Here is a 15,113-nt window from a genome sequence, read left to right on the forward strand (position 1 = left end):
CACTCACAGATGTCGGTAGACGTCCTTCAGCTCGAGACCGGTGGCCAGCATCAGCACCTGCGCCTGGTAGAGCAGCTGGGAGATCTCCTCCGCGGCCCGTTCCGGGCCCTCGTGCTCGGCCGCCATCCACGACTCGGCCGCCTCCTCGACGACCTTCTTGCCGATGAAGTGCACGCCCTTGGCGAGCGCGTCGACCGTGCCCGAGCCCGGGGTGCCGGCGGCGGCCTTGGCCTGCAGCTCGGCGAACAACTCCTCGAACGTCTTCACGGAAGGCGATTCTTCCAGCTACCCCGGTCCACCGCGCCCGCCGGGTCCACCCCGGCCGTCGGCCGGTCCCCAGCTCCGGTACGCCATCCGTAGCCCGGGCAGCTCCGCGTACCCGATCTCGGTCACCAGAGTCAGGCGAAGCCGACGCGGTGGGCGTTGGCGGCGTCCAGGCCGCGGATCGCCAGCGCGGCCTCCAGCGCCGCCACGGTGGCCGCCCAGCCCTTGTCCTCGGCCGAGCCGGGCAGCCCGGCCCGGTCCCGCGCCTGCTCGATGGTGTCCACGGTGAGCACACCGTGCGCCACCGGCTTGCCCTCGTCCAGCGCCACCCGGGTCAGCCCCTCGGTGACCGACTGGCAGACGTAGTCGAAGTGCGCGGTCGCGCCGCGCACCACGACGCCGAGCGCGACCACCACGTCGACGCGGCGCGCCATCGCCTGGGCCACCACCGGCAGCTCCACCGAGCCGGCCACCCGGGCCACCACGGCCCGCGCCCCGCACGCCCGCGCGGCGTCCACCGCGCGGTCGGCCATGTGGTCGGTCAACTCGCCGTGCCAGCGCGCGGCCACCACGCCGACGGTCAGCCCGGCGGCGTCCACCGCGGGCGCGCCCGGCTCCCCGAAACCCGCCATCGTCCTACGCTCCGATCTCGTCACCGGCGACCGGACGCCCCATCGGCGCCTCGGTCGCCTCGTCCAGCCCGTCCAGGAGGTGGCCCATCCGGTCCCGTTTGGTGCGCAGGTAGCGCACGTTCTCCGGGTTGGACCGCACGGGCAGCCCTTCCCGGCCGGTCACGGCGAGGCCGTACCCCTCCAGGCCGGCCCGCTTGGCCGGGTTGTTGGTCAGCAGCCGCATCGAGCGGACGCCCAGGTCGTACAGGATCTGCGCGCCGGTGCCGTAGTCGCGCGCGTCGGCCGGCAACCCCAGGTCGAGGTTCGCGTCCACGGTGTCGCGCCCCTGGTCCTGCAACTGGTACGCCTGCAGCTTGTGCAGCAGGCCGATGCCGCGGCCCTCGTGCCCGCGCACGTAGAGCACCACCCCACGCCCCTCCTGGGCGATCCGGGCCAGCGATGCCTGCAACTGCGGCCCGCAGTCGCAGCGCAGCGAGCCGAAGACGTCCCCGGTGAGGCACTCGGAGTGCACCCGGACCAGCACGTCCCGCCCGTCGCCGACGTCACCGATGACCAGCGCGACGTGCTCGGCCGGGTCGTGCGCGGCGCGGTAGCCGTACGCCCGGAACACGCCGTACGGCGTGGGCATCCGCGCCTCGGCGGCCAGCTCGACCTGCTTCTCGGTGCGCCGCCGGTGCGCGATCAGGTCGGCGATGGTGACAAGCGTGAGGCCGTGCTCGGCGCAGAACTTCTCCAGGTCCGGCAGGCGCATCATGGTGCCGTCGTCGTTGACCAGCTCGCAGAGCACGCCGGCCGGGCGCAGCCCGGCCAGCCGGGTCAGGTCCACCGCCGCCTCGGTGTGCCCGGGGCGGCGCAGCACCCCGCCCGCGCGGGCGCGCAGCGGCACCACGTGGCCCGGACGGGCCAGGTCGGTGGGGTCGGTGCCGGCGTCGGCGAGCAGCCGGATGGTGTGCGACCGGTCGGCGGCCGAGATGCCGGTGCTCACCCCCTCGCGGGCGTCCACGGTCACCGTGTACGCGGTGCCACGCCGGTCCTGGTTGGTGTGGTGCATCGGCGGCAGGTCGAGCCGGTCGCACTCGGCCTCGGTCAACGGCACGCAGATGTAGCCGGAGGTGTGCCGGACCATGAACGCCACCAGCTCCGGGGTGGCCAGCTCGGCCGCGAAGATCAGGTCGCCCTCGTTCTCCCGGTCCGCGTCGTCGACCACGACCACGGGCCGGCCGGCGGCGATGTCCGCCACCGCCTGTTCGATCGAACCGAAGATGGTCATGCCACGACCTCCGAGTACGTCGCCGGGATCGGCGGGCCCGCCGCCCGCACCGCCCGCGAGGTGCGCCACCAGCTGTGGAAGCCGGCCGCGCAGAACGCGCCGTAGACCAGGTACATGGCGGCCGACGGGTAGAAGCCGCCGCGCAGCAGCAGCGGCACGCCGACCGCGTCGACGGCGATCCAGACCAGCCAGAACTCCACCCAGCCGCGGGCCATGCCGTAGGTGGCGAGCAGGCTGCCGACCAGGATCCAGGCGTCCGGCAGCGGCCCCCACGAGCCCAGCGCGGCAAGCGCCGGATACGCGGCGGCGGTGCCCACGGCCGCGGCGACGAGCAGGCCGAGCCGTTCCCGGCCGGTGGCCCAGCGCGGCACCACGGCCGGCTCCGCGCCCCCGCCGGAGCGGCGGTTGCGCGACCAGCGCCACCAGCCGTAGACGCTCACCGCGAAGAAGAAGACCTGCCGGCCGGCCTGGCCGTAGAGGTCGTGCGCCTGCGGGGTGGCGAAGACGCCGCCGAGGAACACGGTGAACAGCAGCCCGTTGCCGATCATGCCGACCGGCCAGGCCCAGACCACCCGGCGCAGCCCGAGCAGCGCCGAGGCCAGCCCGAAGACGTTGCCGACGATCTCCCGGACCAGCACCGGCGAGCCGGCGACGTGCAGCTGGGCGTCGAGCAGCCAGCCGAGCGGGCCGGTCACCGGGCACCACCCATCAGCCGCTCGACGTACTTGGCCAGCACGTCCACCTCGAGGTTGACCGGATCGCCGACCTGCTTGTCGCCGAGCACGGTGAGCTTGAGGGTGGTGGGGATCAGCCCGACCGTGAACCAGTCGTCGCCCACCTCGGCGACGGTCAGCGACACGCCGTCGACGGTGATCGAGCCCTTCTCCACCACGTAGCGGGACAGCTCGGCCGGGAGCCGGAACCGGACCGTCTCCCACTGCGCGGCCGGCTCCCGGGCGACGACCTCGCCGACGCCGTCCACGTGCCCCTGCACCAGGTGCCCGCCGAGCCGGCTGTTCAGCGCCGCCGCCCGCTCCAGGTTGACCGGGTCGCCGGGGCGCAGCGCCCCGAGCGCGGTGCGGCGCAGCGTCTCGCCCATCACGTCGGCGGTGAAGACGCCCCCGTCGACGTCGACCACGGTCAGGCAGACCCCGTTGACCGCGATCGAGTCGCCGTGCCGGGCGTCCGAGGTGACCAGCGGGCCGCGGATGGCGACCAGCGCCGAGTCGTCGCCGGTCTCGGTGCTCCGGACGATCTCGCCCAGCTCCTCGACGATGCCGGTGAACATGTTCAGGCCTCCCTCTTCCGGGGCAGCGCGGTGATCCGCAGGTCGGGACCGACAGGCGTAACGTCGGTGATCTCCAGGTCGACGGCGTCGGCGATGGTCGTCACGCCCGCGTCCCGCAGCACGGTGGGGCCGGCGCCGAGCAGCTTCGGCGCGACGTAGCCGACGATCTTGTCGACCAGGCCGGCGGCGAGGAACGCGCCGGCCAGCGTGGGGCCGCCCTCCAGCAGCGCGGCCCGCACGCCGCGGTGGTGCAGCTCGGCCAGGAGCGCCGCCAGGTCGACCCGGCCGTCCGGGCCGGCGCCGACCTCCGCGGCGGTGGCCACCCAGGTGCGCGCGGCGCCGTCGCGGACCCGGGCGTCGACCGGGGTACGCCCCGAGCTGTCCACCACCACGCGCAGCGGCTGCCGGATGGCGAGCGTGCCGTCGCGCAGGTTGCGGGCGGTGAGCCGGGGGTCGTCGGCGAGCACGGTGCCCACCCCGGCGAGCACCGCGTCGACGGTGCCGCGCAGCGCGTGCACGTCCGTCCGGGCCGCCTCGGAGGTGATCCACATGCTGGTGCCGTCGGCGGCGGCGGAGCGCCCGTCGAGCGTGGCCGCGTACTTCCAGATCAGGTAGGGCCAGCCCCGGCGCATCGAGGTGAGCCAGGCGATGTTGCCGGCCTCGGCCTCCTCGCCGCGTACCCCGAGGGTGACCTGGACCCCGGCGGCGCGCAGCGTGGCCGCGCCGCCGGAGGCCACCGGATTGGGGTCGGGCACGGCGATCACCACCCGGGCCACGCCGGCGGCGATGAGCGCGTGGCTGCAGGGGCCGGTGCGGCCGGTGTGGTCGCAGGGCTCGAGCGTGACCACCGCGGTGCCGCCGCGGGCGCGCGTGCCGGCCTGTGCCAGCGCGACGATCTCCGCGTGCGGCCCGCCGGCGTACGCGTGGAAGCCCTCGCCGACGACCTCGCCGTCGGTGTCGAGCAGCAGGCAGCCGACGACCGGGTTGGGGCTGGTGGCGCCGAGGCCGCGGGCGGCCAGCTCGACGGCGCGACGCATCGCCTCGTCGACGGAGACGCTCGCCATGACTGCCCTGCCCTCCCGCTCGCCGGACACGCGCGGGCGGGGTGGGGAGCAGCGGCACGGTGGCCGCGGACACGCGGCGGCGGAGAACCCGGGAACGGCATGGCCGGCCCCGGGAGCCCACGCGGCGGCTGAGGGTGCTCAGCGGCCGGCAGGGGCCTCCCCCGTTCCGCGCGCTGTCTCCCATCCGGACTTTCTGGGGGCGGACGAGCCGCACCCCAACCGTCGGCCCCGGATTCTCACCAGGTCCACCGTCCGGCCGAAGCCGTCCGGGTCGCGGGCTTACCACGGTCGGACCGTGGATCACCGCCGGTTCGGAATTTCACCGAGCCCCGCCAGCGCGTGGTGGGTACCCCGGAAGTCTTACACGTTCCGCCGCGACGCGCGCCACAGAGGCGAGCTACCTCACAGCCGAGGACCCCCGGATCAGGTGACGCCGCGGCGGCGGTCGACCGCCACGTACGACCCGGGTTGGCTCTTGGCCACCGTCTTCATCTCGGACGCCACGGCGATGGCCTCCAGCGGATCGGTGAACCGCTTGCCGCTGTCGGACAGCGACACCCCGATGGAGAGGGTGACCAGCGCGGCCCGGCGGATGTTGCCCCGCCGGTCCTTCAGCTCGACGAAACCGCGTTCCCGGTCGGTGGCGTCGTAGAGCGCGTCGGCGGCCTTCTCGAAGTCGACCACCGCGCGGCTGGTCAGCGGCCGGACCTGGGTCGGCGCGCAGACGATGACGAAGTCGTCGCCGCCGACGTGGCCGAGGAAGGCCGGCGGCAGCCCGATCGACACCACCGCCCGGTGCAGGCTGCGGGCCAACGCCGAGATGAACTCGTCCCCGCGGACGAAGCCGTACCGGTCGTTGACGCTCTTGAACCGGTCGATGTCGACGTAGCCGACGGCGTAGTCGACGCCGCTGCGCACCCGGTCGGTGATCTCCCGCCGGATGCGGCTGTTGCCGGGCAGGCCGGTCAGCGGGGAGACCTCCCGGAACTCCTTGTTGCGGCGCAGCGTGGAGCTGACCCGGGCGACCAGCTCGGCGGTGTCGAACGGCTTGACCAGGTAGTCGTCGGCGCCCGCGCTGAGGCCGTTGACCTTGTCGGAGGTCATGCCCTTGGCGGTCAGCATGATCACCGGCAGCGCCGAGGTCATCGGGTCGGCGCGCAGCCGGCGGGTCAGCTCCAGGCCGTCGACCCGGGGCATCATCAGGTCGACCACGGCCAGGTCGGGCCGCTGCCGCTCGATCACCTCCAACGCCTCCTGGCCGTCGGCGGCGTGCAGCACCTCGAAGCCGTGCAGGCGCAGGTTGAACTCGACGAAGCGGGCGATGTCCTCGTCGTCGTCGACGACCAGGATGACGTCGGGTCGGTCGCCGGCCGGATCCATCTCAGGCCCCGGTCATCGCACGTTCCGCCAGACCGCGCAGGCGGCGTACCGCCTCGGCCGGGTCGTCGGCGCCGTAGACCGCGGTGCCGGCGACGAACGCGTCGGCGCCGGCGGCGGCGGCCTGCTCGATGGTGTCGGCGGCGATGCCGCCGTCGACCTCGATGCGCAGCTCCAGGTGACCGCTGTCCACGTGCCGGCGGGCCGCGCGCACCTTGTCCAGCAGCGACGGCAGGAACCGCTGGCCGCCGAAGCCGGCCTTGATCGTCATGATCAGCAGCGTGTCGAAGCTGGGCAGCAGCTCCAGGTAGGGCTCGATCGGGGTGTCCCGGTCGATCGCCAGCCCCGCCTTCGCCCCGGCGGAGCGCAGGTCCTTGGCCAGTGCCACCGGGTCGTCGCACGCCTCGGCGTGGAACGTGACGTTGTACGCCCCCGCGTCGGCGTAGCCCGGGGCCCAGCGGCGCGGATCGGTGATCATCAGGTGCACGTCGAAGGGCAGCTCGGTGGCCGCCAGCAGGCTCTGCACCACCGGCAGGCCGATGGTCAGGTTGGGTACGAAGTGGTTGTCCATGACGTCCACGTGCAGCCAGTCGGCGGCGGACTCCACGGCGCGGACCTCGTCGGCGAGGTGGGCGAAATCGGCGGCCAGGATGCTGGGCGCGACGACGGGCGGCGGTACGGTCACGGGGTCAGTGTACGAACGCGGTCGCCCCCCGGCTGCGGCACGGCACCACGGGGCACAGGCGGTGACTCTTCCGTCACCTCGGGTGCAGCATCGGCCCGACCGGACAGGAAATCGACACGAATAGTCGTCTGCCACTGGCCGATCGACTGAAAGATGACGAAACTCCTACAGGGACGGTCGCATATGCTGCACGCCCGGCGGGAGACGCCGCACGGGCCCGCGGCGACCGGCCGCCATCTCTCCGGCGAAGGAGCGGACGATGCGACGGTGGCTCCATGCGCTCGCGCTGGCCGGCGCGGTGACGGCGGCGCTCGCCGGCTGCGTCCAGGCGCACCGGGCCGACGGCGACCTCATCGACGACTGGGCGGCGTTGCCGGCGCCACAACTCTTCGTCCCGGCCACCGACGCGTGCCTGCCGCGGCTCACCGCGGTGGTGCAGGCGGCCACGTACGAGACGGTGGACTGCGCGCGCAGCCACCTGGCCGAGGCGGTGCACGTCGGCACGTTCACCGGGCCGGCGGCGCTCGGCGCCCGCCCCGAGCCGGGCTCACCGGAGCTGCGCACCGCCCGGGCCGAGTGCGACCAGCGGGCCCGGGAGATGATCGGCGGGGACTGGCACGCCGCCCGGCTCACCCTGAACATCGCGCTGCCACCGGCGACCGCCTGGATGTCCGGCGCCCGCTGGTTCCGCTGCGACCTCGCCGAGACCGACAGCATCGACAACACCCGCCCGGTCAACCGGGTGGGCAGCCTGCGCGGCGCGCTGGTCGGCGACAACCCGCTGGTGCACCGCTGCTTCGACCCGAAGCTGATCGGGGCGAACCTGAACTACATGGCCCCGGTGCTGTGCACCGAACCGCACCGGGCCGAGTTCGTCGGCGTCTACGCCGAGCGTGACATGAGCTGGGCGGAGTTCGCCCAGGCCGCGCCGGCGGCGCACCGGCGGTGCATGACGCTGATCGCCGCGTTCGCCGGCGTGCCGGACAATGCCGAGCTGCCCTACCGGGCCGGGTCCATCTTCTATCCGCCGTCGCAGCGGGAGTGGGAGGAGGGCGACCGGGGCGTGCGGTGTTTCCTGTGGAGCGACGACCGCAAGCTGACCCGCTCCATGCGCGACGCCGGCCCCGAGGGACTCCCCGTCATCTGACCTCGGTGCCGTATGCTGCGTCGCCGAGGCGTACCGGTCGGCCGGGCGGCTCCGGACGGCGGGGAGGTCGGTCGCGATGCGGCGATGGTGGGCGGCGGTCGCCGCGGGCGCGGTGACGGTGCTGGCGCTCGCCGGCTGCAGCGCGCCGGCCGGGGTCGACCGCGACCTGACCGACGAGTGGCCGGCCTTCGCCGCCCCGGTCGGCTTCGTGCCCAAGGCCGACGTCTGTCACCCCACCGTCGCGGACGTGGGTTATCTCAGCGGCTACCAGCCGGTCGACTGCGCCACCTCGCACCGGGTCGAGACGCTGCACGTCGGCACGCTGACCGGCCCGGACGCCGGGCGGTCGGCCCCGCCGCGGGCCGGTTCGGCCGGCATCCGCACCGCGCACGCGGAATGCGCCCGGCAGGTGACCAGGGCGGTCGGCGCGGACTGGCGCTCCGGGCGGTTGCAGCTCTCGGTGGTCTTCCCCTCGGCCCTGGCCTGGTCCGGTGGCGCCCGCTGGTACCGCTGCGACGTCGCCGAGGTGAACGGCCTCGACGAGGGGAACGTGACCTCCCGCACCGGCAGCCTGCGCGGCGCCCTCAAGCCCGGCTCGCCGCTGGCGCTGGCCTGCTTCAACCCGAAGCTGACCAAGGACGAGGTGCAGGCGATGCGGCCGGTCGCCTGCACCACCAGGCACCACGCCGAGTTCGTCGGGATCTACCAGGCGCCCGACATCAGCTACGCCGAGTTCCAGCGCACCTCGCTGCGGGCGCACAAGGCGTGCCGGGGCCTGATCGCGAAGTACGCCAAGGTGCCGAACGACGGCAACATGCAGTACCGGGCCGGCACCATCATCTACCACCCGTTCGAGCAGCAGTGGCGCGACGGCGACCGGGGCGTGCAGTGCTTCCTCTGGGTGTCCGAGCGGACGCTCACCCGCTCGGTGCGCGGCGCCGGCGGCAAGACCCTGCCGATCACCTGAGCCCGGGACGGGGCGGGCGCGAGCCCACCCCGCCCGGTCGCGCTCAGCCGACCTGCAGCGTCACGTCGTCGACCACGAAGCTGGTCTGCAACGAGGCGTCCTCGACGCCGGTCCACTTGAGCGTGACCGTCTGGCCCGCGTAACCGGCGAGGTTGAAGCTGCGCTGGGTGTAGCCGGTGGCCTTGTTCAGGTTCGAGTACGTCGCCAGCGTGGTCGACCCGACCTGCACGGTCAGCTTGTCGTACGCGGTCGAGGTGGTGGTCTCGGCCGAGTCGATGTGCAGCCAGAACGCCAGCGTGTAGCTGGTGCAGCCGACCGGCAGGGTGACCGACTGGGACAGCGTGTCGGTGTGCGACGAGCCGTAGCCGTCCATCCATGCCTTGTAGGTCCCGGTGCGGGCCGCCTGGCCGGAGTCGTTCGTGATCACGCCCGAGCTGGCCGTCCACGACGTGCTGCCCGACTCGAAGCTGCCGTTGCCGATGAGCTGACCGCCGGTGCAGCCGCCGCTGCCGCCGGTCACGGTCAGCGTGTAGCTGGCGGTGCGGGTGGCCGAGCCGGTCCCGGTGACGGTGATCGTGAACGTGCCGGTGGTCGCGGTGGACGAGGCGCTGACCGTCATGGTGGCGGAGCCGCCCGAGGTGACCGAGGACGGGCTGAAGCCGACGGTGACCCCGCTCGGGGCGCCGCTGGCCGACAGCGCGACGGTCTGGGCGCTGCCGGAGGTGGTGGCCGTGCTGACCGTGGCGGTGGTGGAGCCGCCCCGGGCGACGCTGCCGGAGGTGGGGCTCACCGCGACGGAGAAGTCGTTGGCCGGGGTGCCGCCGCCGACCGCGAGCGCCCAGATCGCGTACGCCACGCCGTCGGCGCTGCGGTTGAGCACGGTCGTGTTGATGTTGCTGGTGGTGTCGCAGGAACGGTGGTAGCAGCCGTCGTACGCCGCGCCGGAGGTGCCGCCCCACTTCGCGGCCTGGGCCGCGGTCTTGGTGTAGCTGGCGCCCGCGGCGTAGCCGGAGGTCTGGATGCCGGCGTTGGCGAACGAGTAGTCGTCGGAGCGGCCCTGGCCCTCGGTGTTCTCCTCCGGCTGGATGCCGAACGAGTCCCAGTATGCCTTCAGCGGCGCGGCGGTGGCCGAGGTGATCCGGTTGATGAAGTAGCCGCCGTTGGGCGAGCCGACCATGTCGAAGTTGTAGTAGCCCTTGATGTAGCCCCGCTGGGTGGTGCTGAGCTGGTTGACGTAGTGCTTCGACCCCTGCAGGCCCTGCTCCTCGCCGTTCCACCAGGCGAACCGGACCCGCTTGGTCATGGTCGGGTTCTGCGCGGCCAGCACCAGGGCGTTCTCCAACAGCGAGGCCGAGCCGGAGCCGTTGTCGTTGATGCCGGGGCCGGCGGAGACGCTGTCCAGGTGGGAGCCGAACATCACCACCTGGTCGGTGGGGCCCTGGGGCCACTCGGCGATCAGGTTGCTGCCCGGGTAGGTGCAGCTGGTGCAGTTCTGCTCGGTGACCGTGTAGCCGGCGGCCTGGAGCTTGCCCTTGACGTAGCTGACCGACGCGGCGTAGCCGGCCGAGCCGGCCCGCCGGTTGCCGCCGTTGCTGCTGGCGATGGAGTTGAGCTGGGTGAGGTGGGCCTGGACGTTGGTCAGGGAGACGTCGGGTGCGGCGAGCGCGGCGGCGGCCGGCGCGGGGGCGGGGGCGGACGCGGGAGCGGCGGAGGCGGTGCCGGCCAGGCTCGCCGTCGTCAGGGTGGCGACGAGGGCGAGCGCGAGGCTCGTGGTCGGCGTGCTGCGTCTCATGGAGACTCCTCGTGGGAACGCGGGGGTGACGGACCGTTGGACCGGTGATCGGAACAGTTACATGTATCGATCGCACAGTCAACGGGCCGTCACATCCCACGAACCCCCTCCCCCGCCCGAGATGCACCCACCTACGGGTCACCCCACCCCCCACCCGTCTCCCCCCGCTGCTGATTCACGGAAAGAGTGGGCATGGCGCGCGGAATGCCCCCACTTTCCGTGAGTCAGCAGCGGGGGTCAGCCTCGGCGTAGGACGGCCAGGAACATGGCGTCGGTGCCGTGGCGGTGCGGCCAGAGCTGCACCGTCGGGCCGTCACCCAGGCCCGGCATGCCGGCCGGCAGCAGCGGACGGGCGTCGACGAAGTCGACCGGGAAGCCGCACCGCCGAGACGCCTCGGTCACCGTCACGTGCGTCTCCACCACGTGCGGCGAGCAGGTCACGTACGCCACCACGCCACCCGGGCGGACCGCCCGCAACGCGGCCGTGAGCAGCTCCCGCTGCAGCCGGGTCAGCGGCGGCAGGTCCGACGGCTGGCGCCGCCAGCGCGACTCCGGCCGGCGGCGCAGCGAACCCAGACCGGTGCACGGCGCGTCGACGAGCACCCGGTCGAAGTGCCCCTCCGGCAGCTTCGGCTCGTCGCCGACGCCACGCCCGTCGGCATGCACCACGGTGACCGGCAGGCCGCGGGTGGCCCGCTCGACCAACCGGGCCCGGTGCTCGGCCACCTCGACCGCGGTCAGCCGCGCCCCACGCGTCGCCGCCAGCGCGCCGAGCAGCCCGGCCTTGCCGCCCGGCCCGGCGCACAGGTCGAGCCACCGGCCGTCCGGACCGTCCAGCGGCGCGGCGGCCAGCGCGTCCGCCACCAACTGCGAACCCTCGTCCTGCACGTGCGCGCGCCCGTCGGCCACCGCCGCCAGCTCGCCCGGCGCCCCACCGGGCAGGTAGACCGCGTACGGCGAGAACGCGCCGGGCGCGCCGCCGACCTCGTCCGCCAGCGCCACCGCGTCGGCCAGGCCGGGACGGGCGCACAGGTGCACCGGCGGGCGTTCGTTGTCCTCGATGAGCAGCCGGGTGGTCTCCCCCAGATCGCCACCGAGCGCCTCGGCGAACGCCCGGACGATCCACTGCGGATGGCTGAAGGCCAACGCGAGACGGCCGATCGGGTCGGTCTCCTCGGCCGGGGCGAGCTTCGTCACCCAGGCGTCGGCGTCCCGGCCGGCGATCTCCCGCAGCACCGCGTTGGCGAAGCCGGTGGCGCCCGGCCCGACCATGCGGACCAGGTCCACGGTGGACGACACCGCGGCGTGCGCCGGCACCCGGGTGTGCAGCAGCTGGTAGGCGCCGAGCCGCAGCGCGTCGCGCACCGGCGGGTCGATCCGCTGCACGTCCCGGCCCGCCGCGTCGGTGACGATCGCGTCCAACGTGCCGGTGTGCCGCAGCGTGCCGTAGGTCAGCTCGGTGGCGAACGCGGCGTCCCGGCCGCTCAGCCCCGCCTCGCGCAGCATCCCCGGCAGCATCAGGTTGGCGTACGCGTCGTCACGGTGCACCGCCGCGAGCGCCTCGTACGCGACGTGGCGGGGCAGGTCCACCGTCGGCCGGACCGGGCGCTGCCCGCCCCGGCGGTCGGCGCCGCCCCGGTACGACCCGCCGGGCCGGCCCGCACCGCGCGGACGGTCGCCACCGCGCTCGTACCCCCGGGGACGCTCGCCCTCGACGGGCCGCTCCGGCCCCGTCATGAGAACACCTCACCGGCGGCGACCCGGGCGCCGCGCGCCCAGTCGCCGGCCGGCATGGCCTTCTTGCCGGCGGCGCGCACCTCGCCGAGCCGCACCGGCCCGGTCGCGGTGCCGACCAGCACCTGCGACTTCTCCACCAGCAGCTCACCCGGCTTCAGCTCCGGGCCGTTCGCCAGCGGGGTGACCGGGCCGAGCTTGACCCGCTCGTCGCGGAACGTGGTCCACGGGCCGGGCGCCGGCGCACAGGCGCGGATCCGCCGGTCCACCGCGAACGCCGGGTCGGTCCAACGCACGCGCGCGTCCTCCACGGTCAGCTTCGGGGCGAGGGAGACCCCGTCGGCCGGCTGCGGCTCGGCCCGGGCGGTGCCGGCGCCGATCGCGTCGAGCACCGCGACCAGCAGCCCCGCGCCGGAGTGGGCGAGCCGCTCCAGCAGGTCGCCGGAGGTGTCGGCGGGCCGGATCTCGTCGGTGACGGTGCCGAAGACCGGGCCGGTGTCCAGCCCTTCCTCCAGCTGGAAGACGCTGGCCCCGGTCAGCTCGTCGCCGTGCAGCACGGCGTGCTGCACCGGCGCCGCGCCCCGCCAGGCGGGCAGCAGCGAGAAGTGCAGGTTGATCCAGCCGTGCCGGGGGATCTCCAGCGCCACCGGCGGCACCAGCGCGCCGTAGGCGACCACGGGCACGCAGTCCGGCGCGAGCGCGCGCAGCCGGTCGAGGAACTCGGGCTCCCGCGGCCGGGCCGGGGTGAGCACCTCGACGCCGTGCGCGTCGGCCCACGCGCCGACGGGCGAGCGGACCAGCCCTCGGCCGCGGCCGGCCGGGGCGTCCGGGCGGGTGACCACGGCGAGCAGCTCGTGGCCGGAGGCGGCGATCGCGTCCAGGGCCGGTACGGCGACCGCCGGCGTGCCGGCGAAGACCAGGCGCATCCGGGTCACCGCCCCAGGCTGAACGGGTTGCTGAGCGGGTGCGGGCTGAGCTTGACCGTGGGCGGGGCGCCCTGGTCGTACCAGTCGGCCTGGCGGATCGCCTTCATGGCCTCCTTGCGGCCGGCCGGGTCGAGGCGGTCGACGAAGAGCACCCCGTCGAGGTGGTCGGTCTCGTGCTGCACGCAGCGGGCCATCAGGCCGGTGCCGACGATCTGCATCGGGTCGCCGTGGGCGGTGAAGCCCTTGGCGACCACGTTCTGCCGGCGCTTCGTGTCGAAGTAGAGCCCGGGGATGGACAGGCAGCCCTCCGGGCCGTCCTGCTCCTCCTCGTCGGGGAACTCCAGCACCGGGTTGACCAGGTGACCGAGCACGTCGTCGACGTCGAAGGTGAAGACCCGCAGGCCCACCCCGAGCTGCGGGGCGGCCAGGCCGGCGCCGTTCTGGTCACGCATCGTGTCGGTCAGGTCGGCGACCAGCTTGCGCAGCTCGGCGTCGAAGTCGACCACCGGGTCGGCCGGCGTGCGCAGCACCGGATCGCCGAACAGACGGATGGGCTGAACGGTCACGCGGCGTGGCTCCTCATCTGGGACGGCTGGTGCGACCCCAGTCTACGGAGTCGGCCCGGCCGCCCCCGACCGCGTACCGGGAACGGCGACCGGGACCGCCTCGCGCCCGGGCGTGACCGGCAGCGTGGCGTAACCACGCAGGGTGAGCCGGACCCGCCGCTCCGGTGTGCCGGCCAGCGTCAGCTCGGGCAGCCGGCGCAGCAGCAGCGGGAACGCCACCTGCGCCTCCAGCCGGGCCAGCGCCGCGCCGAGGCAGTAGTGCGGCCCGGCGCCGAAGGACAGCGGGTGGATCTGCGGACGCCACGGGTCGAAGCGGGCCGGCTCCGGATAGCGGCGGGGATCACGGTTGGCCGCGCCGAGCATCACGATGACCCAGCTCGCCGGCGGCAGGTCGACGCCGCCGTGCCGGGACGGCGCGGTGCTCATCCGCGAGGTGAGCTGCACCGGCGAGTCGTAGCGCAGCAGCTCGTCGACGTGGCCGGGGGCGAACTCCGGGTGCTCGCGCAGCGTCGCCGCCGCGGCGGGGTGGTCGAGCAGCGCCACCAGGCCGTTGCCGAGCAGGTTGGTGGTGGTCTCGAAACCGGCCACCAGCAGCACGATCAGGTTGGCCAGCAGCTCGTCGGCGGAGAGCCGGTCGCCGCCGTCGTCGTGGGCCTGGACCAGCGCGGTGGTCAGGTCGTCGGCGGGCGCGCGGCGGCGGGCCGCCACCAGCTCGGTGAAGTAGGCCCGCAGCTCGCCCGCGCCCCGGTCGGCCACGGCCAGCTCGTCCGGGGTGATCTCCGGCTCCAGCACGCCGGTCAGGTCGGCGGCCCAGCGCCGGAACACCGGCCGGTCCGCCGCCGGCACGCCGAGCAACGCGCAGATCACCCCGACCGGCAGCGGGTACGCGAACTCGGCCATGAAGTCGACCGGAGCCCCGCCCCGGGCGCCGGCCAGCATCGCGTCGACCAACTCGTCGGCCTGCGCCTCGACCACGCCGCGCATGGCGGCGATCCGGCGCGGGGTGAACGCGCCGGCGGCCAGCCGCCGCATCCGGCTGTGGTCGGGCGGGTTGGTGCGCAGCATCGACCGGGAGATCGACAGCACCGCCGGGCTCTCCCGCCAGCCGGGCATGAACTGGTCGCGCAGGCCGTCGTCCATCACCCCGAACCGGGCGTCGCGCAGGATGGCGTCGGCCTCGGCGTAGCCGGTCACCACGTAGAAGACCGGACCGGCCTGGACCACCGGACCGTGCGCCCGCAGCCGCTCGTAGGCCGGGCAGGGCTCGACCCGACCCGCGGGGGACATCAGCAGCGCGAGGTCGTCGGCAGGATCCACGGTCGGCCTCCCCAGGCATCGGAGACCCTCATCATGCTCCGCCGCGCCGGATCGAGCGATCCGGTCCCGTCCGCGGAGGGCTCG

15 protein-coding genes and 1 riboswitch are annotated in these 15,113 nt (G+C 74.2%); of the genes, 2 read left to right on the forward strand and 13 right to left on the reverse strand.

Annotated features, from left to right (window positions below; translation table 11 throughout):
- Positions 1-3: 3 nt before the first annotated feature.
- The 8 genes from ACGFI2_RS16335 to rpe form a co-directional block, all read right to left on the reverse strand.
- A complete protein-coding gene (locus tag ACGFI2_RS16335; RefSeq protein WP_197494977.1) occupies positions 4-285 on the reverse strand; it encodes a phosphoribosyl-ATP diphosphatase in 282 nt (93 codons plus the stop codon).
- A gap of 113 nt (positions 286-398) precedes the next feature.
- Positions 399-896 (reverse strand): 6,7-dimethyl-8-ribityllumazine synthase, encoded by a 498-nt coding sequence (ribH, locus tag ACGFI2_RS16340; protein ID WP_393517074.1) that lies wholly within the window; start codon positions 894-896, stop codon positions 399-401.
- A gap of 4 nt (positions 897-900) precedes the next feature.
- Positions 901-2,166, reverse strand: a complete 1,266-nt coding sequence (locus tag ACGFI2_RS16345; protein WP_393517077.1) for a bifunctional 3,4-dihydroxy-2-butanone-4-phosphate synthase/GTP cyclohydrolase II — start codon at positions 2,164-2,166, stop codon at positions 901-903.
- Positions 2,163-2,861: a nicotinamide riboside transporter PnuC gene (gene pnuC / locus ACGFI2_RS16350; protein ID WP_393517080.1), complete on the reverse strand. Its 699-nt coding sequence runs from the start codon at positions 2,859-2,861 to the stop codon at positions 2,163-2,165. The genes ACGFI2_RS16345 and pnuC overlap by 4 nt, the downstream gene beginning before the upstream one ends.
- Positions 2,858-3,454, reverse strand: coding sequence for a riboflavin synthase (locus ACGFI2_RS16355; RefSeq protein ID WP_393517083.1), 597 nt, complete (start codon positions 3,452-3,454; stop codon positions 2,858-2,860). The genes pnuC and ACGFI2_RS16355 overlap by 4 nt, the downstream gene beginning before the upstream one ends.
- Positions 3,455-3,456: 2 nt before the next feature.
- Positions 3,457-4,518: a bifunctional diaminohydroxyphosphoribosylaminopyrimidine deaminase/5-amino-6-(5-phosphoribosylamino)uracil reductase RibD gene (gene ribD, locus ACGFI2_RS16360; RefSeq protein WP_393517086.1), complete on the reverse strand. Its 1,062-nt coding sequence runs from the start codon at positions 4,516-4,518 to the stop codon at positions 3,457-3,459.
- Positions 4,519-4,686: 168 nt separating this feature from the next.
- Positions 4,687-4,859: riboswitch (FMN riboswitch) on the reverse strand.
- Positions 4,860-4,941: 82 nt separating this feature from the next.
- Positions 4,942-5,898 carry a response regulator gene (locus ACGFI2_RS16365; RefSeq protein WP_358042869.1) on the reverse strand — a complete coding sequence of 319 codons (957 nt, stop codon included), beginning with the start codon at positions 5,896-5,898 and terminating at the stop codon, positions 4,942-4,944.
- A 1-nt stretch (position 5,899) separates the two neighbouring features.
- Positions 5,900-6,580, reverse strand: a complete 681-nt coding sequence (gene rpe, locus ACGFI2_RS16370) for a ribulose-phosphate 3-epimerase (protein WP_393517089.1) — start codon at positions 6,578-6,580, stop codon at positions 5,900-5,902.
- A gap of 259 nt (positions 6,581-6,839) precedes the next feature.
- Between rpe and ACGFI2_RS16375 the strand changes: the two genes are divergently transcribed.
- Positions 6,840-7,727 (forward strand): septum formation family protein, encoded by an 888-nt coding sequence (locus ACGFI2_RS16375; protein ID WP_393517092.1) that lies wholly within the window; start codon positions 6,840-6,842, stop codon positions 7,725-7,727.
- A 76-nt stretch (positions 7,728-7,803) separates the two neighbouring features.
- Positions 7,804-8,694, forward strand: a complete 891-nt coding sequence (locus ACGFI2_RS16380; protein WP_393517095.1) for a septum formation family protein — start codon at positions 7,804-7,806, stop codon at positions 8,692-8,694.
- Positions 8,695-8,737: 43 nt separating this feature from the next.
- Here the strand turns inward: ACGFI2_RS16380 and ACGFI2_RS16385 are convergent, their stop codons facing one another.
- The 5 genes from ACGFI2_RS16385 to ACGFI2_RS16405 form a co-directional block, all read right to left on the reverse strand.
- Positions 8,738-10,486, reverse strand: a complete 1,749-nt coding sequence (locus ACGFI2_RS16385; RefSeq protein WP_393517098.1) for a M28 family peptidase — start codon at positions 10,484-10,486, stop codon at positions 8,738-8,740.
- A 237-nt stretch (positions 10,487-10,723) separates the two neighbouring features.
- A complete protein-coding gene (locus ACGFI2_RS16390; protein WP_393517101.1) occupies positions 10,724-12,223 on the reverse strand; it encodes an RsmB/NOP family class I SAM-dependent RNA methyltransferase in 1,500 nt (499 codons plus the stop codon).
- On the reverse strand, positions 12,220-13,146 hold the full coding sequence (gene fmt / locus ACGFI2_RS16395) for a methionyl-tRNA formyltransferase (RefSeq protein ID WP_393517611.1): 927 nt from the start codon (positions 13,144-13,146) through the stop codon (positions 12,220-12,222). The genes ACGFI2_RS16390 and fmt overlap by 4 nt, the downstream gene beginning before the upstream one ends.
- A 5-nt stretch (positions 13,147-13,151) precedes the next feature.
- Positions 13,152-13,712, reverse strand: coding sequence for a peptide deformylase (gene def, locus ACGFI2_RS16400; RefSeq protein WP_393517104.1), 561 nt, complete (start codon positions 13,710-13,712; stop codon positions 13,152-13,154).
- A 42-nt stretch (positions 13,713-13,754) separates the two neighbouring features.
- Positions 13,755-15,029, reverse strand: coding sequence for a cytochrome P450 (locus ACGFI2_RS16405; RefSeq protein ID WP_393517107.1), 1,275 nt, complete (start codon positions 15,027-15,029; stop codon positions 13,755-13,757).
- Positions 15,030-15,113 lie beyond the last annotated feature (84 nt).

Origin of the sequence: Micromonospora sp. NPDC049282, from assembly GCF_043197045.1 — a bacterium.
GTDB lineage: Bacteria > Actinomycetota > Actinomycetes > Mycobacteriales > Micromonosporaceae > Micromonospora.